Source organism: Peteryoungia wuzhouensis (assembly GCF_003205195.1).
GTDB classification, from domain to species: Bacteria; Pseudomonadota; Alphaproteobacteria; order Rhizobiales; family Rhizobiaceae; genus Allorhizobium; species Allorhizobium wuzhouense.
Window position 1 is genome coordinate 164,862 of the sequence record NZ_QJRY01000006.1, and the last position, 16,077, is coordinate 180,938.

Below are 16,077 nucleotides of genomic sequence, written 5' to 3' on the forward strand. Positions count from 1 at the left end.
GGCCCTTTCAAACAGTCGATTTTGACGTGCGCTCTGACCAATTGGCCAAATCTCCACGTCCACTCCCGTTGAGGGGATCAGGGCCGCTGATCGACATCGTGCCAAAGACAAGGTTCTACGAGACACCCACGGGAGCGCCACGTGCCCGGTCGTAGTTACTGGGGTGGCTTACGCGATGTGGCTGGTCCGATGGAAGGTTTGGGTATCCTGACGCGCGTTGTCGTGGTGATGTCTTGCTCGCTGCTCTTGGCCGCAGATATATGCGCCTTCGGCAATGCCTCTGCGGTCTCCCTGCTGTTGGAATCCGGTTGGATGACGGAACCCGTGGCTACCACGGGGCCAGGATGGCCATAGGTTATGGCGTAGGCCGGGGCTGCTATCCCTGGGCCTCGCAGCGACAAGCCGGTCAGGAGATTTGCAAGTACTTCCGGTCCAAGCGCCTGATGGCAGTAGCGCAGGCGAACGTCTGCCGGTTTGTTCCGCCCGAGCTTGGCGTCACGGTCGACGATCTGCCACGCATAGACACAGCCACCCTTGTCACCCAGCTTTCCGGTCGCTGCGCCGTACGAGCCATAGGCATTTTGGCGGATGACCTGATCGATGCTCATTGCGACGCCCGGGAACTCGCGTCGCAAAGCTTCGGTGATCTCGGATCGGTCCGGCCCTTTCCTGGGCGCAGATCTCGGGGCCGCTGAGGTCGATATCGTCAGAGTGTTCTCGCCGACAAGCGTAGTCGTGTTTGCCCAGACCAGAATTTGCCGTGTGACGCCCTCTGCGGACGTTTGGCGCAGGCCGATCGGCATCTCGCTTACTCCGGTCAGTGAAGCGGATGCGAGATGAATCGGAAGCTCTCGGTTACCGGTCGCGGCGGGCACGCTACTCGTCATGCCATTGAGGAAGGGATCCTCGACGGTATTGCAGCCGTGCAGGCCAAGCAGTGCCAGGATCACAACGATGCTTCGCTTCACTGGCTGACCCCCATGCGTTCATTGATGGCTGCAATGCCCCTGGTGTTTGCCGGGTCGGCCATGACCTGATTGAGCTGGGCGAAGATTGCGCGGGACTGTGCGAGATTGCCGAGGTGGTAGTGGCTCCAGGCGCGCATCTGGCTGATCCCGACGGCCTCCGGCATGATCTGAAGGCGAGCGTTTAGCGCTTCGAGCGTGACGCGGTACTGCTTCTGATCAAAGGCGGCACGTGCCCGCTGCCAGAGGACCTCGGCGCGCAGTTCGCGGTCGCGCAGCGGCGTCAGGCTATGCTGCATCAGCAAGGCTTCGGCGTCGTCGGTCAGATTGGCGCGGAGCAGGGTGAGGCCGAGACCGTAGGCGGCGTCATCCGCCTTGCCGCCACCGCCTGCAAGGCCAGTCGTGAAGGCCTGACGCGCTTCGGCCAGATGATTGAGACCGAGAAGACACCAGCCCTTGGCCACCTGGGCATCAGGGCGCAAGGCTGTCTTGGATTCAAGCCGCCGCAGCTCGGCGACACAGCCACCATAGTCCTTCTTCTGCAGCCGCGAGAGATAACCGGCCTGCACGCCTGCGGGGGCCGAGACCGATTTTCCGCTCCGTTCCCGCGGTTCGGCTGCGGATTTCAACTCGGCGAAAACCGTCTGATAGGCTTCGCCATATTTTTCACGCAGTTCGGCTAGGGCTTTCTTCTCGCCCAGTCGCGTCAGCGTCAGGGCCAGCCCCTTCAGGCTGTCTGCCTCTGCCGTCCACTGGAAGGCCTTTGCGAACCAGGCGCGCGCCGGCTCGAACTGGCGCGAGTTATAGGCATACCAGCCGATGAGGCGGGCATGGTCTGAGGATTCCGTTTTCTGGATCGCTTCCGAATAGCGGGTTACGACACGCTCATCGATGTCGGTCTTGCCCTCGCCCTTGAAGGGGAAGGAGAGCTGATCGAGGAGGAAGGTATCCTCACCGGCAAGCACATCGAGATGTGCGGTCACAAATGCGTAGGCTTCCTCGTCCTTCGACTGGTGGGATAAACTGAGAGCCATGCCTCTAACGGCTTCCGGCGCTACCTTCTTCTGAAGCAGGCGCTGGAAGAAGTTTGCCGCCTGGTCCGGCTGCTCGATTTTCAACATGTACCAGCCCATGAGAGCGAGGTCTTCCGGTGCCTGTGCGGTCTCGGCGGCCGTCCTCACGGCGGCAATCACCTCGGGGCCTGGTTGCGGCGCGCCCGCAACACCGGAGGCGAAGTCGCCCAGTTCGCGGCGCATGAGATCAAGGCTCAGCGACCGCATCGAGAGGGCCAATTCGGGATCTGCGGAGAGCACACGGATCGCCTCGCGCAGATCGGCTGCCGGAATGTCTTCCATCGCCTTTTGCAGGGTGGTGAGCACCAGCTCATCGGAAAAAGCCTTATCAGGCACCCGGAAGAGGATGCCGCGATAGACCGCCGTCAGCCCCTCCTGCATGTCGTTTGCCCTATAGGCGTCGAGCATCATCCAGAGCAGGTCGATCTCGGTTTCCTGGCCAGGATCGAGTTTTGCGCCGAGGCGAATGACGGTCACAAAGTCCTTTGCCTCGTTTGCCCGCGTCATGGCAAATCTCAGCTTGCGCCGCTCGAGCTTGCTGCGGAAATCCTCCGACGGCTCCCAGCCCGGATGGCTTGCGGCGATCCGGCTGATCTCCTGCTCGATTCCGGCATAGTCATCGCGCTCGTAGAGCTGCCACAGAGTGGTCTCATCGACGTGGTCGCCGGCGTCGGGCGCATAGAGGTCGGCCGGTGGCGCGAAGCCCGGGAACTTCCGCTCCAGACGACGGGTCTCGGCTTCGACGCGTTCTGCCTCGCCATTGCGGGCATAGTAGTAGAGTGCTGCGAGATCGACTGTGTCGGGCGCCGGCGTCGTCTGGGTGTCTGCTTGGCCGGTTTTTGCGTCGCCCGAAGGCTGCGCTATGGCCAAGTTCGCCTGCGGCACCCCTGGCGACGTCGCGCCAGCCGGCAAAGCGACGAACAGAATGGCGACGATGGTGCCGGCCAACAGCCTTGTGTTGATTGTCTTCGTCATTCGACTGTCCTCACGCCCTTGCGCGGTACAGCATAACCAACCCACCAGCCGAAGCCGCCCATCAGTGCGAGCACAAGGCCGACATAGATGATGAAGTTGTCGGAGAGCCAGGCGGCGGCGAGGCGTCTGAGATTGGCGGGACTCGTATCGGTGATCGGAAAGAAGCTGTAGCTTTCGGGATAACGGTTCACGAGTTCGAGGTCCGAACGTCTTATCACGGCTTCCCCCCCTTCAATGGCCGTCCAGATTGCCGGCTTCGTCAGCGCAGCGACGCCCTGCTGAAGCATGGTTTCATCGGCTGCGTTGACAAAGGTCCAGACGGCGGGGCTTTCGGCGGAGGCCACCTGTCTTAGACTGATCAGGCGGTCGCGCGGATCGATCGTGACGTCTTCACGGCCGATATCCTTGTAGTCCAGCCAGCGGTTGACGGTCGTTGACGCCCGCGCAGCCCAGTCCAAGACACGGCTCTTCAGTGACAGCTGGTTCTGTTCAAGCCGCGTTTCGATCTGGAAAGCATCAAGAAGCGCCTGTGAGTCCGACACGCCGTTGCCCGCCGTTACTGAGGCCGTGGTCAGGGGATCGGTCGACGAAGACGGCAGGCGATCCCCCTTATGGCCGGGAAGGGATGCGAGCTCGAGTGGCTCGCCGCCGGCGCCGATGATCAGGGCGTTGGTCGGCTGGCGCGGATCCGGCCGGCCGATCTTGAGTTCTGCCGACAGGGGGTGACCCGCCGACATGGCAAGGCGCGTCAAAAGGGTCAGTGCAGAGCCCAGTTGTGCGGGGGTCGCCGTATCGACGTAGAGATCAAAGGCCGCAGAGCCCTTGAAGGGGAAGGAGGTGCCGGCAAAGGCTGCAAGGTCGGGAAGACGCCCGGCGCGGGCCAAAGGCGGTATCGTCACCGTGGTTTCTTCCAGCAGCAGGAAACGGGACCGTGCTTCGTCGCGCGCAGTCGGATCGCAGGCGAGATCGGAGGCAAGCGGCAACTCGGCCAGAACCCGAACATGGTTCACGCCGGGATGGAACGCGCGCAGGGGTAGCTTCAGCGGCTTGTCCTTGAGCGTCGTGCCCTCGGGATCGTAAAGCACCAGGCTGGCCACGGCACGTTCGTTGACCCGGACCAGCAACTGCGTTCCCGATGCGAGGCCAGGCGCAGTGGCAGCGTCCAGATTGAGATCGACCGTCGCATAGTCGCCCGGATAGAAATCGGAGGGCATCAAGACATCGAAGCTCGTCTGAAAAAGACGGCCGGCGAAAGGCATTGTTTGATAGCCTATGCTCGACAGCGTGTGTGTTCCGGAGATATCGCCATCGATCCGCGTCTCTGTCATCGCGCGCTTGTTCGAGCGGATCAGCGGAAGCAGGGGACCGTTGACGGCAGCAAGCAGGAGTAACTGAAGTTCGCTCTTGTTCGAACCACGCATGGTGACGATGTAGCGGCCGTTTTCGCCCTGTCGGACAAAGAGGCCACGCGGAGCGGTGGCAAGAGCATCGCGGGCGGGTTGCGGAAGTTTCACGTCCGAGGGGTCGCCGAGATAGAGATCGATGCCCGGTCCGCTGCCACCGACGTCGCCGATGCTGACGTTCAGGTCTTCACGACCGAGCACCAGCGCCAGGGTCTGCACCAGTGGCAGGCTGTCGCGAAGGGGCGTCTGGCTCGCATCACTTCCTGCAACGACGCGGATTTCCGTGGCGCCGTCACCATTTCGGCCAACCGACAGAAGGCTTGCAAGGTCGCCGTCTTTCGGGCGTGCGCTGGTCAGGAAACCGCTGACCAGTGGATCGACCTGCGTCCACAATTCGTAAGTCGCCTGCACGCTGCAATCGATGCGGTGGTGTTGTCTTGCTCGCAGACGGACCTGGTTCCAACCAACGGTCAGATCCTTGGCGGCAACTGGAATGTCGTGGGTGGCCGGTCCATTCGGCGAGCGGATCGGGAAGGCAGCGAGAGGCTTGCCGTTCAGTTCGACGTCCAGGACGGCGTCATCGGGCATTACCGAAACAGCGTTGGTATAGCTCAGTCTGAGCAGGCCAGCTGTCGTCACCTGATCCGCCGAGAGGTAGAAGGTGAGTTCTCTTGACGCATCTTCGCCTTCGAGACGCATGGCAGTTGCTGTTTGGTTGAAAGCGACCAGCTGGCGGGCGAGATCCGGACCGGCCTGAATGGTGGTTTCCACACTCGTGGTCCCAAGATCTGCCGGGACGAAGTCGCCACCACGCGAGGCGCTTGCCGACAGGCAAATGAGGAACGCGGCCCCAGACAGCCGGCGCAACATGTCTCGACTACGCATAGGCCGATCCTCTGACAGCTGCCGGATAAATCGGTCCTGGGTCTGAGGCGCTGCCTGCAGGCCTGACGATCAACGGTGCGTCGGGATGCGAGATTTCCGTCGTTTCGCGGACCAGACGCAAAGCATAGGTGAAACCACGCAGTGTCTCGGTGATCGTCCAGAGGGCAAAGCGGAAGGTGCCGGTGAAGAAGCCCCTGTGCTTCTGCACACGGTTCCAACGATCCTGGAGCGGCTGCTGTTCGCAATACATCATTTCGGCAATCGCAACGAAGGTTTCGGGTGTGCGCTCTGCGAAGGCAAAGCCAAAGCTCGTCTCGTCCTGCCGGTGAAGCATGCTGCGGCTGACCAGCGGGACTCGCATGCCGCGGCCGTGGCGCCGGATCTCGATGACGGCCTCTTCGCCTTTCTCCAGCCCGTTAACAGGTTCGCCGTCGATGAACTGCAGCGAAAGACCACCACTCGACACGTCCGCAATGATGACGGCGTGGCTTGTGCCTCCGGCATGCAGAATCGCATGACGGCGAACGCTGAGACGCTGGTTGCGCCGACGCTCGCGCCGTTCCGAGACGGATCCGAGGGCGGCACCCGCAATACCCATATTGATTATGTTCCAGCCGGCCACGATCAGCAGCAGTTCGGAGGGCATCGCTTCCGTCGTATATCGCCAGATCGCATAGCAGGTGGCGGCAAAGAGCAGGAAGAAGATCAGGAAGTAGGGCCGCGCCAGCGGCGAGAGCTTGCTTTCATCGAGTGTCTGGCCCTTCGACGTGACATTGAAAGTCGGCTTGCGCGGGTTCTTGACGACGCTCAGGATCGCGCCGAAGAGCATCACCGACTGCACATATTCATAGAGCTCGGAGACCCAGGGCCAACGCACGCGCCCGAAGAGGTAGCTCTGCATGGCGAAGGACGAGATGAGATAAGTCACCGAGTAGCAGATGAATTCGGTGATGTTGGCTTCGAAGATCTGCAGCGAAAAGAAAATGTAGAGGAGCGGCGAGAACATGAAGGTCAGCCGAGTCAGCGGGAAGAGCCAGAAGAGGTTCGTGCCCGCGTAGCAGATACGCTGCGCCGCCGAGAGGCCAGGCTGGAGGAAGGGGCGGTTCAGCGTCAGGATCTGCAGCATGCCCTGGGCCCAGCGAACACGCTGGCCGATGAACGACACGAGCGTTTCAGGCTGCAGTCCTGCGATCAGCGGCTTGTCGACATAGAGGCTGTGCCAGCCGCGGCAGTGAAGGGCCAGCGCGCTTTCGCAGTCCTCGGTGATCGACTGGCCCGAGAAGCCGTCGGTTTCCTTGAGAGCCTTGCGGCGCAGAACGGCCGCCGAGCCGCAGAAGAAGGAGGCATTCCATTTGTCCAGGCCACGCTGGACAACGGAGTAAAACATCTCGTTTTCCGACGGCATCTTGCCGAAGGTCTGCAGGTTCTTTTCCAGCGGATCCGGATTGAGGAAGTAGTGCGGCGTCTGGACGAGGAAGAGCTTCTCGTCGTTTTTGAAGTGGCCCACCGTCTCGTTGAGGAATTCGCGCACAGGCGCATGGTCTGCATCGAAGACGACCACAAGCTCGCTCTTCGAAATCGCAAGGCCTGCGTTCAGATTGCCGGCCTTGGCATGGCTGTTTTCGGCGCGGGCGTGATAGCGGACGCCAAGTGATGCCGATAGCGCCTGCAATTCCTCGCGGCGACGACGGGCAGCGATCGCGGCGCGTGGATCCGACTGGCTGCACTTGGCATCCGTGCCGCCGTCATCAAGCAGATAGACGGTCAGCTTGTCGGCCGGATAGTTCATCGACTTGGCAGCGGCCAGCGTCAGCGCCAGGAGGTCAGCCGACTCGTTGTAGGACGGGACGAAGACATCGACGGTCGGCTTGTCGTCGTCGGCAAGCTGCGGCGCCGGCTTGCGCTGCAACGGATCCGCGACGATGAAGAAATTGATTGCCAGCATGATCAGGCAATACATTTCCGCAGCATAGAGGATGATGCCCGGGATGAAGTTCCAGGGCTCGTTGATGTCGGGAAGTGTCTCTGTCGTACGCCAGAACGCGTAGCGCAGGGCGAGCACGGCAGAGAATACGAAAGTCATCAGGCGGAATGTCTTGTTCTGCGGACGCATCATGAACAGGAGCATCAGAGCCAGAACGGCCAGGCTGAGCACCAGTTGCGCCTGGAGGCTGATCGGCAGCCACAGCAGAAACACACCAAAAAGGCCCGCAATGATTGCAGGCAACGCAGCACACCTCATGTGCAGAACCCCATCTTTCATTCACCCGCAGGTTCATCTGCGGTGACCCCCCAAAAGGAATGGCCGGAAATTAGGGGTGATTTATTAGCAAATTGCTAAGAGATGGCGTGGGTTCAGGCGCCTCAAACCAATCGCATGTGATTGTCGGTTTTTCTTAAGTGTTTGTGATGAAAGGGATTTTCAATCTGGAAACTTCACATATTCCGCATATGTAAACGACCCGCTTCCTAAGCCTGATCTAATGAAGATGGTTACCATATCGTGAAGTTTAGTCCCATGGAGCGTAAACCCGTACCATTCAGGGTCACTGGGTATCCAAACAGACCACGCCTCGCTGTGCGATGTGTCTGTTGCATCGTTCTTCAGACGCGCCAGTTGCGATCGCTGTCCCAAAACGCCACATAGCCCCAAAAATTGGGAAATCGGCACTGGATGGCAGGAATGGTATCGGTGGACAGGACGTTGCCGCCGCTGTTGGAAGCGGTCTCCTTGCGAGGAATGAACGCCATTCCACCGTTCCGAATTCCAAAATCATGTCGATTGCCGGTTGCTTGAAGCCTTTTCCGATGCGTCTTAGGGTCAACTGCGCAATGCACCCATGTGGAGGCGGGCGGCAGGAGGGTCGTGGTTACATGAATTATGTTTGGCGAACGGCTTTATTGGCGCTGTTCATGGCGGGGCAGTTGGTTGATAGCGTTTCCGCCGCCGAGGGAACATGCCTTCGTGGTGTCAACCTTGCCGGAGCTGAATTCGGTCCGCTTCCGGGCACGTTTGGCAAAGACTACATCTACCCCTCTGTCGAAACGGTCGACTATTTTGCGTCAAAGGGTTTCAACACCGTCCGGCTTCCCTTCCTCTGGGAACGTCTTCAGCCGTCGCTGTTCGGGGACTTCGCACCCGATGAGGTGAAACGGCTGCACGAGACTGTTCTCTATATGCGCAACAAGGGTATCTCGGTGATACTCGACCCGCACAATTATGCGCGCTATCAAGGTCAACTGATTGGTTCGCCGGATGTTCCGTCCGGGGCATTCGTCGATCTCTGGCAGCGGCTCGCGCAGGAATTCGGACAGGATCCTGGCGTCATCTTTGCGCTGATGAACGAGCCCCACGATATTTCAGCGGTGAGTTGGCTGGGCATTGCGAACGACGCGATCGCCGGCATACGCACGGTCTCGACCCGCAATCTGGTGATGGTTCCGGGTACGGCATGGACCGGCGCGCACAGTTGGTCTGCCGATTGGTATGAAGGCTCGAACGCCTCGGTGATGGCGGGTGTGCGAGATCCGGCCAACTATTTTGCCTACGAGTTTCATCAGTATTTCGATGAGGATTTCTCCGGGAAGAAAGACAGTTGCCTACGGTCTGAAGAGGCTGTTGCCTCGATCGGCAAGATTGCCAACTGGTTGCGAGCCAACCGAGCCAAGGGCTTTCTCGGTGAGTTTGGTGTTACAGGAGATCGATCCTGCATTGCCGCCGCCGCCGCCATGACGGAGGCGGTTGACGCCAACCGGGATGTGATGATCGGCTGGGCCTACTGGGCGGGCGGCGACTGGTGGCCGAAGGAGGAAGCACTCAACATCCAGCCGGTCGACGGTATGGATCGACCTCAATTGGCCGGGCTCTCTGCCGCGCTCGCAAGGCCGATGCCAAGCAGCAAGTGTAACATTCCGAACCGATCTTTCGGCAGGTGACGTCTTCTGTCGGCTGGAATTTGTCGAGGCTCTGCCCGGGCATGACTATGCGACGGCGAAGCCAGTAATGGCTGGTCTCATTCCCAGCGACGCCGATCTGGGCTGGTCGCCGCTCGCAGACAGTCGAGGTCTGGGTGTATGGGGCGAACCTCTATGACAGTCGAGGTTGAGCTCTGGACGGAAACACTGCTGGACGGAGAGCGCTGCCAGACCGAGCAGGGGCGCTTCGTCATGGTGGCCATCGACGAGGATCAGCGGCCATCACCAGTTATCCCCGATGGATTTGACGCAGGCTCATCATAGCCGTTGACGAGGATTTAACCTCGGCTACTATATGTAGTGTTCGAGGTTCCCTTCGATTCGATTCGGATCATGGGCTAAGACGGGAATTCGGTAGCGGACATGATGTTCGTGAAGCCGAGGCTGCCCCCGCAACTGTGAACGGCGAGTGCCTGCTCCCTCATGCCACTGGGGTTTCCCCGGGAAGGCGGAGAAGGTGTGACGACCCGTGAGCCAGGAGACCTGCCTTGATCGATACGTCCGCCGGCGGGGTGTCCGGCAGGGTGCGGTTGATTGCGTCCTGGTTAAGCCGGGCGTGCGCCGTTCTCGCTCCCCGTCATATCGTCAGCTTCGGGGTGAAGGCCATGAACATGTCATTCAAGATCGTCTCCGGTCCGTAGTCGTTTCGACTGCGGTAATTTTCCTGTCCCGTTCAATTTCAATCTCTGCTCCGGACCGAGCTCGATCCGGAACGACTTTCTGCGCCCATACGTCACGAGGAACCCATGTCCATTACCGTCTATTCCAAACCCGCCTGCGTCCAGTGCAACGCCACCACCCGTGCCCTCGACCGGCAGGGGATCGACTACACCGTCATCGATGTCTCCGAGGATGCGCAGGCCTTCGCGCTGGTGCGGGATCTCGGCTACCGTCAGGTGCCTGTCGTGGTGGCCGGCGAGCGGCATTGGGCGGGCTTCCGTCCGGACATGATCAGCGCGCTTGCCTGAAGGTCCGGCGCCGTGGGCGGCCTCGTCTATTTCTCCAGCACATCGGAAAATACCCGCCGCTTCGTCGAGAAGCTCGGGATCGAGGCCCTGCGCCTGCCGATTGCGCCGGGCGACGCGCCGCCGCCGGTCGCTGAGCCCTATGTCCTGGTCACGCCCACCTATGGCGGCGGCGAGGACAAGGGCGCGGTGCCGAAGCCGGTCATCCGCTTTCTCAACGATCCGGGCAATCGAAGCCTGATCTGCGGCGTGATCGCCGCAGGCAACACCAATTTCGGCGCGGCTTTCGGGCGCGCCGGCAAGATCATCGCCGACAAATGCGGCGTGCCGCTTCTCTACCGGTTCGAGCTTCTCGGCACGGATGAGGACGTCGCCCGTGTCACAGCAGGACTGGAACGATTTTGGAAACGCTAGAACTCGAAAGACCGGCCAAGGCTGCAGCACCTCAGCTGGATTACCACGCGCTCAACGCCATGCTGAACCTCTATGACGAGGACGGCCATATCCAGTTCGACAAGGACCGGCAGGCGGCCAAGCAATACTTTCTCCAGCATGTCAATCAGAACACGGTCTTCTTCCATAACCTGCGGGAGAAGCTCGATTATCTGGTGACGGAAGGCTATTACGAGCGCGAGGTTCTGGACCAGTATGCGTTCAATTTCGTTCGTGATCTCTTCGACGCGGCCTATGCAAGGAAGTTCCGTTTCCCGACCTTTCTCGGCGCGTTCAAATATTACACGTCCTATACGCTGAAGACCTTCGACGGAAAGCGCTATCTGGAGCGCTACGAGGATCGCGTCTGCATGGTGGCGCTGACGCTGGCGCGCGGCAACGAGGCGCTCGCCCGCGATCTCGTCGACGAGATCATTTCCGGCCGCTTCCAGCCAGCGACCCCGACCTTCCTCAATGCGGGCAAGAAGCAGCGCGGCGAACTCGTGTCCTGCTTCCTGCTGCGCATCGAGGACAATATGGAAAGCATCGGCCGCTCGATCAATTCGGCGCTGCAGCTTTCCAAGCGCGGCGGCGGCGTGGCGCTGTCGCTGACCAATCTGCGCGAGATGGGCGCGCCGATCAAGCAGATCGAGAACCAGTCCTCCGGCGTCATTCCGGTGATGAAGCTTCTGGAAGACGCGTTCTCCTATGCCAACCAGCTCGGCGCGCGCCAAGGCGCGGGCGCGGTCTATCTGCACGCCCATCACCCGGACATCATGCGTTTCCTCGACACCAAGCGCGAGAATGCGGACGAGAAGGTCCGCATCAAGACGCTGTCGCTCGGCGTGGTCATTCCCGACATCACGTTCGAACTCGCGAAGAACAACGAGGACATGTATCTCTTCTCGCCGCATGACGTGGAGCGCGTCTATGGCGTGGCCTTCACCGAGATTTCGGTGACGGAGAAATATCGCGAGATGGTCGCCGATGCCCGCATCGCCAAGAAGAAGATCAAGGCGCGCGATTTCTTCCAGGTGATTGCCGAAATCCAGTTCGAGAGCGGCTATCCCTACATCATGTTCGAGGACACGGTGAACCGCGCGAACCCGATTGCCGGCCGCATCTCGATGAGCAATCTCTGCTCCGAAATCCTGCAGGTGAGCGAGCCCAGCCAGTTCAACGAGGATCTGTCCTATGCTGAAATGGGCAAGGATATATCCTGCAATCTCGGCTCCCTGAACATCGCCGCCGCGATGGATTCAGCCGATTTCGGCAAGACCATCGAGATTTCGATCCGGGCGCTGACCGCCGTCTCCGAAATGAGCAACATCGCCTCCGTGCCCTCCGTCGCCAGGGGCAATGACGACAGCCACGCCATCGGTCTCGGCCAGATGAACCTGCACGGCTATCTCGCCCGCGAGCGCATCTTCTACGGTTCGGAAGAAGGCATCGATTTCACCAATATCTACTTCTACACCGTGACCTATCACGCGCTGAAGGCGTCGAACCGGCTGGCGGTGGAGAAGGGCGGGAGCTTCAAGGGCTTCGAACATTCGAAATATGCGACCGGAGCGTATTTCGACAAATATACCGAACGCGCCTGGGCGCCGGCGACCGAAAAGGTTGCGGACCTGTTTGACAAGGCGGGCATTCATATTCCGACGCAGGAAGACTGGCTGGAGCTGAAGGCGGCCGTCATGGCCGGCGGGCTCTATAACCAGAACCTCCAGGCCGTGCCGCCGACGGGGTCGATCTCCTATATCAACCACTCGACCTCCTCGATCCATCCGATCGTCTCGAAGATCGAGATCCGCAAGGAAGGCAAGATCGGCCGCGTCTATTACCCGGCGGCCTATCTGACCAACGACAATCTCGACTACTATCAGGACGCCTATGAGATCGGCCCGGAAAAGATCATCGACACCTATGCGGCGGCCACCCAGCATGTCGATCAGGGTCTGTCGCTGACGCTGTTCTTCCGCGATACGGCCACGACCCGCGACATCAACCGGGCGCAGATCCACGCCTGGAGACGAGGCATCAAGACCATCTATTACATCCGCCTTCGCCAGATGGCGCTGACCGGCACGGAAGTGCAGGGCTGCGTTTCCTGCGCATTGTGACCGCAAGGACCGATCCCATGAACATTCAGACGAAACCCCGGCCCGCCCGGCCGCTCGGCGGCATCCGCGCCATCAACTGGAACCGGATCGAGGACGACAAGGACCTTGAGGTCTGGAACCGCCTGACCTCGAATTTCTGGCTGCCGGAAAAGGTGCCGCTGTCGAACGACATTCCCTCCTGGGCGACCTTGCGACCCGAGGAACAGACGCTCACCATCCGCGTCTTCACCGGACTGACGCTGCTCGACACGATCCAGAACGGGGTCGGCGCCATCAGGCTCATGGCCGATGTGCAGACCGCGCATGAAGAGGCCGTGCTCTCCAACATTTCCTTCATGGAGGCGGTGCATGCGCGCTCCTATTCCTCGATCTTCTCCACGCTCTGCCTGACGCCGGACGTGGACGACGCCTATCGCTGGTCGGAGGAAAACGAGTTCCTGCAGCGCAAATCCGCGCTGATCATGGAACAGTATGACGGCGGCGATCCGCTGAAGAAGAAGATCGCCTCGGTCTTCCTCGAAAGCTTCCTCTTCTATTCCGGCTTCTATCTGCCGATGTACTGGTCGAGCCGGGCCAAGCTCACCAACACCGCCGACCTGATCCGGCTCATCATCCGCGACGAGGCCGTGCATGGCTATTATATCGGTTACAAGTTCCAACGCGCGCTCGACCGCGAGCCGGAGGCGCGCAAACAGGAGATCAAGGACTTCGCCTTCGACCTGATCCTCGAACTCTACGACAACGAGGCGCGCTACACGGAAGACCTCTATGACGGCGTCGGCCTCACCGAGGATGTGAAGAAATTCCTGCATTACAACGCCAACAAGGCGCTGATGAACCTCGGCTACGAGGCGCTCTTCCCGCCGGAGGCCTGCAAGGTCAATCCGGCGATCCTCTCCGCGCTTTCGCCCAATGCCGACGAAAACCACGACTTCTTCTCCGGCTCCGGTTCCTCCTATGTCATCGGCAAGGCGGTGGCGACCGAGGACGAGGACTGGGATTTCTGAAGAGCATGGACGGACGTGTTTGATTACATCGGGCGCTTTTACAATCCAAAATGTCGCCATTCGACACTGGGCTATGTCATTCCTATGGAGTTTGAAAACACGGTGGGATTAGCCCAACTCGGTGTGCGAAAACCCGCAGCAGGCCAAGCCCTGTAGAAGCCCGCAGATCGCCCGCAGCGATAGTGTTCCCGGCATTTACGCAGGGCAAAGACGGATCGCAACCATCGCGCCTCCTTCGGGTCGGTTGGAGAACGTGAGTTGCCCGTTGTGGGCCAGCGCGATGGCCTTCACCACGGAGAGCCCGAGCCCGGTTCCGCCGGTGGCACGCGATCTGGAAGAGTCGCCACGCCAGAAGGGGTTGACGGCCACTGCGTCCATGTCTTCCGGAAAGCCGGGGCCGCGATCAAGGATGCGGATCACCACGCTGCCATCGTCAAGACGTTCTGTTTCGCAGCGCAGCCGGCCGCCGCCTGCGGCATAGCGCCTGACATTTTCCAGAAGTGCCAACACGGCCTGCCGCACGCGTTGTGGGTCCGCGGCGATTACCGCTGGAGCGAGTGCGGTTTCGACTGCAAGACCGCTTTCCTCCAGCATAGGCCGAGCGGCAGCAACCACGGCAGCGACGACTTCTGCCATGTCCAGCATTTGCCGTTGCATCACCAGCTGATGGCCGATCGCCAGCGACAGGGTCCGCAGGTCTTCAACAATGCGGCCCAGCCCCTCGACCTGCAGGAGAAGATCGGAAACGTGTCTCGGCTCCAGGGCGAACACGCCGTCGATCATGCCCTGCAAACCACCCTGCAGGATTGTCAGTGGCGTGCGCAACTCGTGCGCGATCGCCATATTGTTGAAACGCAGCCGCTTTTCCATCGTGTCGAGGCTGACGGCAAGAGCATTGAAGGTTTGCACGAGGCTCGCCACTTCCCGTGTGCTGCCAGTCGGCGCCACTACACGGGCGGAGAAGTCACCGGACTGCAGCGTTTTCGCCGCTGCCGTCAGATCTTCGAGAGGGGAGGCGATGCGTCTGGCGAGATAGATGCCGATGATAGCGCAGGCGGTTGCCGAGATCAGACCGCAGACGAGGGCAGAAAGCCTGATCCTCACATCTGCCTGCGCGTCCTGCTCATTCATGTAGTCAATGAGTGCTCTAACGGAGGCGCCGTCTGAAGACTGTCCTTCTTTCAGTGACCTGTAGGCCAAGGCTGCCTGCGGTGGCATGCTGGTGGTCATGCTTTCGTCGAGATAGGACGAGTACCAGGTGACGCCGACGTAAGCGAGGCCGACGCTTAGCAGAAGCATGGTGGCGATGACGATGGCAGTCACTGTGGCCAGCGACGGGCTCAGTCGATTTGGCCGGCTCATTGCGGATCACTGAGACGGTAACCGATGCCCCGTACGGCGGGGAAAAAACCGGTTTGCCCCAGTTCTTCCATCTTGCGCCGCAGATTGGATATATGGGTATCCACGGTGCGCACAAGTGCGTCGCTTTCCGGGAGGCAAGCATCCAGAATATCGGCACGTCCGAAGGCTTGTGTGGGGTGGCGGATCATGTGGGCGAGAATCCGGAACTCGCTCAGCGTTAAAGTCAGCGGGATGCGCTTGCCGCCCTTGTGGACCAGCACCGAATAGTTGCCGAAATCCACTTCGATGTCGCGGAAGCGCCGCACTGCCTCTTTGTGTTCGCCGAGCGTGCGCCGCAGAACTGCCTTGACGCGTGCCACGACTTCCTGCGGGTTGAAAGGCTTGACGATATAGTCGTCTGCGCCGAGATGCAGGCCGCTCAACCGGTCGAGGTCGTCGGCAAGCGCCGTGACCATGATCACGGGCGTCGTGCTGCTCTGTCGAAGGCGGGCGAGCACGGCGAAGCCATCCACCTTTGGAATGCCTGCATCCAGGAGAACGATATCCGGCTTCAGTTGCGCGTGATGTTGAAGCGCGATTTCTCCATCAGATGCCTGAACTGTGCGAAACCTGTCACGCCTCAGGTATCCGTCGAGAATCCGAGCGATCGCCGGTTCATCTTCAACGATCAGAACGAGATTGTTTTCCACTTTGTCTCCTGGTCGCCACTCGCGTCGAACGCGGCCGAAACCGCGCCTGGACTATGAGCGAAAACAAAGACTTGCGCAATTCCAAACGGCTTGGAAAAGGTGCCGTGAGGGAAAGGCGGACACGACCTTCACCAGTTCTTCGTCGTTTCTTGACAATCCGATTTCAAGTTTTCCGCATTCACAGGCCCTGAGGTCAATTCGACATCCGGGCTGCTCTATTTTT

Annotated in this window: 14 protein-coding genes and 1 riboswitch; of the genes, 7 read left to right on the plus strand and 7 right to left on the minus strand. The window is 60.3% G+C overall.

Features of this window, described 5'->3' with window-relative positions; all coding sequences use genetic code 11:
• Window positions 1-155: 155 nt before the first annotated feature.
• From bcsN to DMY87_RS24205, 5 genes are all read right to left on the minus strand, one after another.
• Complete coding sequence (bcsN, locus tag DMY87_RS16620; protein WP_110792762.1) at window positions 156-968, minus strand: cellulose biosynthesis protein BcsN; 813 nt, start codon at window positions 966-968, stop codon at window positions 156-158.
• A complete protein-coding gene (locus DMY87_RS16625; protein ID WP_110792763.1) occupies window positions 965-3,013 on the minus strand; it encodes a tetratricopeptide repeat protein in 2,049 nt (682 codons plus the stop codon). Before DMY87_RS16625 ends, bcsN begins: the two co-directional genes overlap by 4 nt.
• A complete protein-coding gene (locus tag DMY87_RS16630) occupies window positions 3,010-5,301 on the minus strand; it encodes a cellulose biosynthesis cyclic di-GMP-binding regulatory protein BcsB (RefSeq protein ID WP_110792764.1) in 2,292 nt (763 codons plus the stop codon). Before DMY87_RS16630 ends, DMY87_RS16625 begins: the two co-directional genes overlap by 4 nt.
• Complete coding sequence (bcsA, locus tag DMY87_RS16635) at window positions 5,294-7,528, minus strand: UDP-forming cellulose synthase catalytic subunit (protein ID WP_245408950.1); 2,235 nt, start codon at window positions 7,526-7,528, stop codon at window positions 5,294-5,296. Before bcsA ends, DMY87_RS16630 begins: the two co-directional genes overlap by 8 nt.
• Window positions 7,529-7,905: 377 nt before the next feature.
• The gene (locus DMY87_RS24205; RefSeq protein WP_165826280.1) at window positions 7,906-8,052 is read right to left on the minus strand and encodes a hypothetical protein; all 147 of its coding nucleotides are present in this window, start codon (window positions 8,050-8,052) and stop codon (window positions 7,906-7,908) included.
• A 150-nt stretch (window positions 8,053-8,202) separates the two neighbouring features.
• Between DMY87_RS24205 and DMY87_RS16640 the strand changes: the two genes are divergently transcribed.
• From DMY87_RS16640 to nrdF, 7 genes are all read left to right on the plus strand, one after another.
• Window positions 8,203-9,237: a glycoside hydrolase family 5 protein gene (locus DMY87_RS16640; RefSeq protein ID WP_165826281.1), complete on the plus strand. Its 1,035-nt coding sequence runs from the start codon at window positions 8,203-8,205 to the stop codon at window positions 9,235-9,237.
• Between the two features lie 153 nt (window positions 9,238-9,390).
• On the plus strand, window positions 9,391-9,540 hold the full coding sequence (locus tag DMY87_RS24210; RefSeq protein ID WP_165826283.1) for a hypothetical protein: 150 nt from the start codon (window positions 9,391-9,393) through the stop codon (window positions 9,538-9,540).
• A gap of 26 nt (window positions 9,541-9,566) precedes the next feature.
• Window positions 9,567-9,781: riboswitch (cobalamin riboswitch) on the plus strand.
• On the plus strand, window positions 9,765-9,917 hold the full coding sequence (locus DMY87_RS24215; protein ID WP_165826285.1) for a hypothetical protein: 153 nt from the start codon (window positions 9,765-9,767) through the stop codon (window positions 9,915-9,917). (Overlaps the previous riboswitch by 17 nt.)
• A 105-nt stretch (window positions 9,918-10,022) precedes the next feature.
• Window positions 10,023-10,244 carry a glutaredoxin-like protein NrdH gene (nrdH, locus tag DMY87_RS16645; RefSeq protein ID WP_110792767.1) on the plus strand — a complete coding sequence of 74 codons (222 nt, stop codon included), beginning with the start codon at window positions 10,023-10,025 and terminating at the stop codon, window positions 10,242-10,244.
• Between the two features lie 12 nt (window positions 10,245-10,256).
• Entirely contained in the window at window positions 10,257-10,655 is a 399-nt protein-coding gene (nrdI, locus tag DMY87_RS16650) for a class Ib ribonucleoside-diphosphate reductase assembly flavoprotein NrdI (RefSeq protein ID WP_110792768.1), read from the plus strand.
• The gene (gene nrdE, locus DMY87_RS16655) at window positions 10,643-12,796 is read left to right on the plus strand and encodes a class 1b ribonucleoside-diphosphate reductase subunit alpha (RefSeq protein WP_110792769.1); all 2,154 of its coding nucleotides are present in this window, start codon (window positions 10,643-10,645) and stop codon (window positions 12,794-12,796) included. Before nrdI ends, nrdE begins: the two co-directional genes overlap by 13 nt.
• A 17-nt stretch (window positions 12,797-12,813) precedes the next feature.
• Window positions 12,814-13,803, plus strand: a complete 990-nt coding sequence (gene nrdF / locus DMY87_RS16660; RefSeq protein WP_110792770.1) for a class 1b ribonucleoside-diphosphate reductase subunit beta — start codon at window positions 12,814-12,816, stop codon at window positions 13,801-13,803.
• Between the two features lie 195 nt (window positions 13,804-13,998).
• On the opposite strand, the gene DMY87_RS16665 is transcribed toward nrdF, so the two are convergent.
• Together DMY87_RS16665 and DMY87_RS16670 are read right to left on the minus strand one after the other, a co-directional pair.
• Window positions 13,999-15,165: an ATP-binding protein gene (locus DMY87_RS16665; RefSeq protein WP_110792771.1), complete on the minus strand. Its 1,167-nt coding sequence runs from the start codon at window positions 15,163-15,165 to the stop codon at window positions 13,999-14,001.
• Window positions 15,162-15,854: a response regulator gene (locus tag DMY87_RS16670; RefSeq protein WP_110792772.1), complete on the minus strand. Its 693-nt coding sequence runs from the start codon at window positions 15,852-15,854 to the stop codon at window positions 15,162-15,164. Before DMY87_RS16670 ends, DMY87_RS16665 begins: the two co-directional genes overlap by 4 nt.
• Between the last annotated feature and the right edge of the window lie 223 nt (window positions 15,855-16,077).

What these genes read in the sequence shown, in the direction of transcription:
- DMY87_RS16625 (WP_110792763.1), bottom strand. Translation starts at nt 3,013, where the DNA reads ATGACGAAGACAATCAACACAAGGCTGTTGGCCGGCACCATCGTCGCC.
- DMY87_RS16630 (WP_110792764.1), bottom strand. Translation starts at nt 5,301, where the DNA reads ATGCGTAGTCGAGACATGTTGCGCCGGCTGTCTGGGGCCGCGTTCCTC.
- DMY87_RS24205 (WP_165826280.1), bottom strand. Translation starts at nt 8,052, where the DNA reads ATGGCGTTCATTCCTCGCAAGGAGACCGCTTCCAACAGCGGCGGCAAC.
- DMY87_RS24210 (WP_165826283.1), top strand. Translation starts at nt 9,391, where the DNA reads ATGACAGTCGAGGTTGAGCTCTGGACGGAAACACTGCTGGACGGAGAG.
- nrdH (WP_110792767.1), top strand. Translation starts at nt 10,023, where the DNA reads ATGTCCATTACCGTCTATTCCAAACCCGCCTGCGTCCAGTGCAACGCC.
- nrdF (WP_110792770.1), top strand. Translation starts at nt 12,814, where the DNA reads ATGAACATTCAGACGAAACCCCGGCCCGCCCGGCCGCTCGGCGGCATC.
- DMY87_RS16665 (WP_110792771.1), bottom strand. Translation starts at nt 15,165, where the DNA reads ATGAGCCGGCCAAATCGACTGAGCCCGTCGCTGGCCACAGTGACTGCC.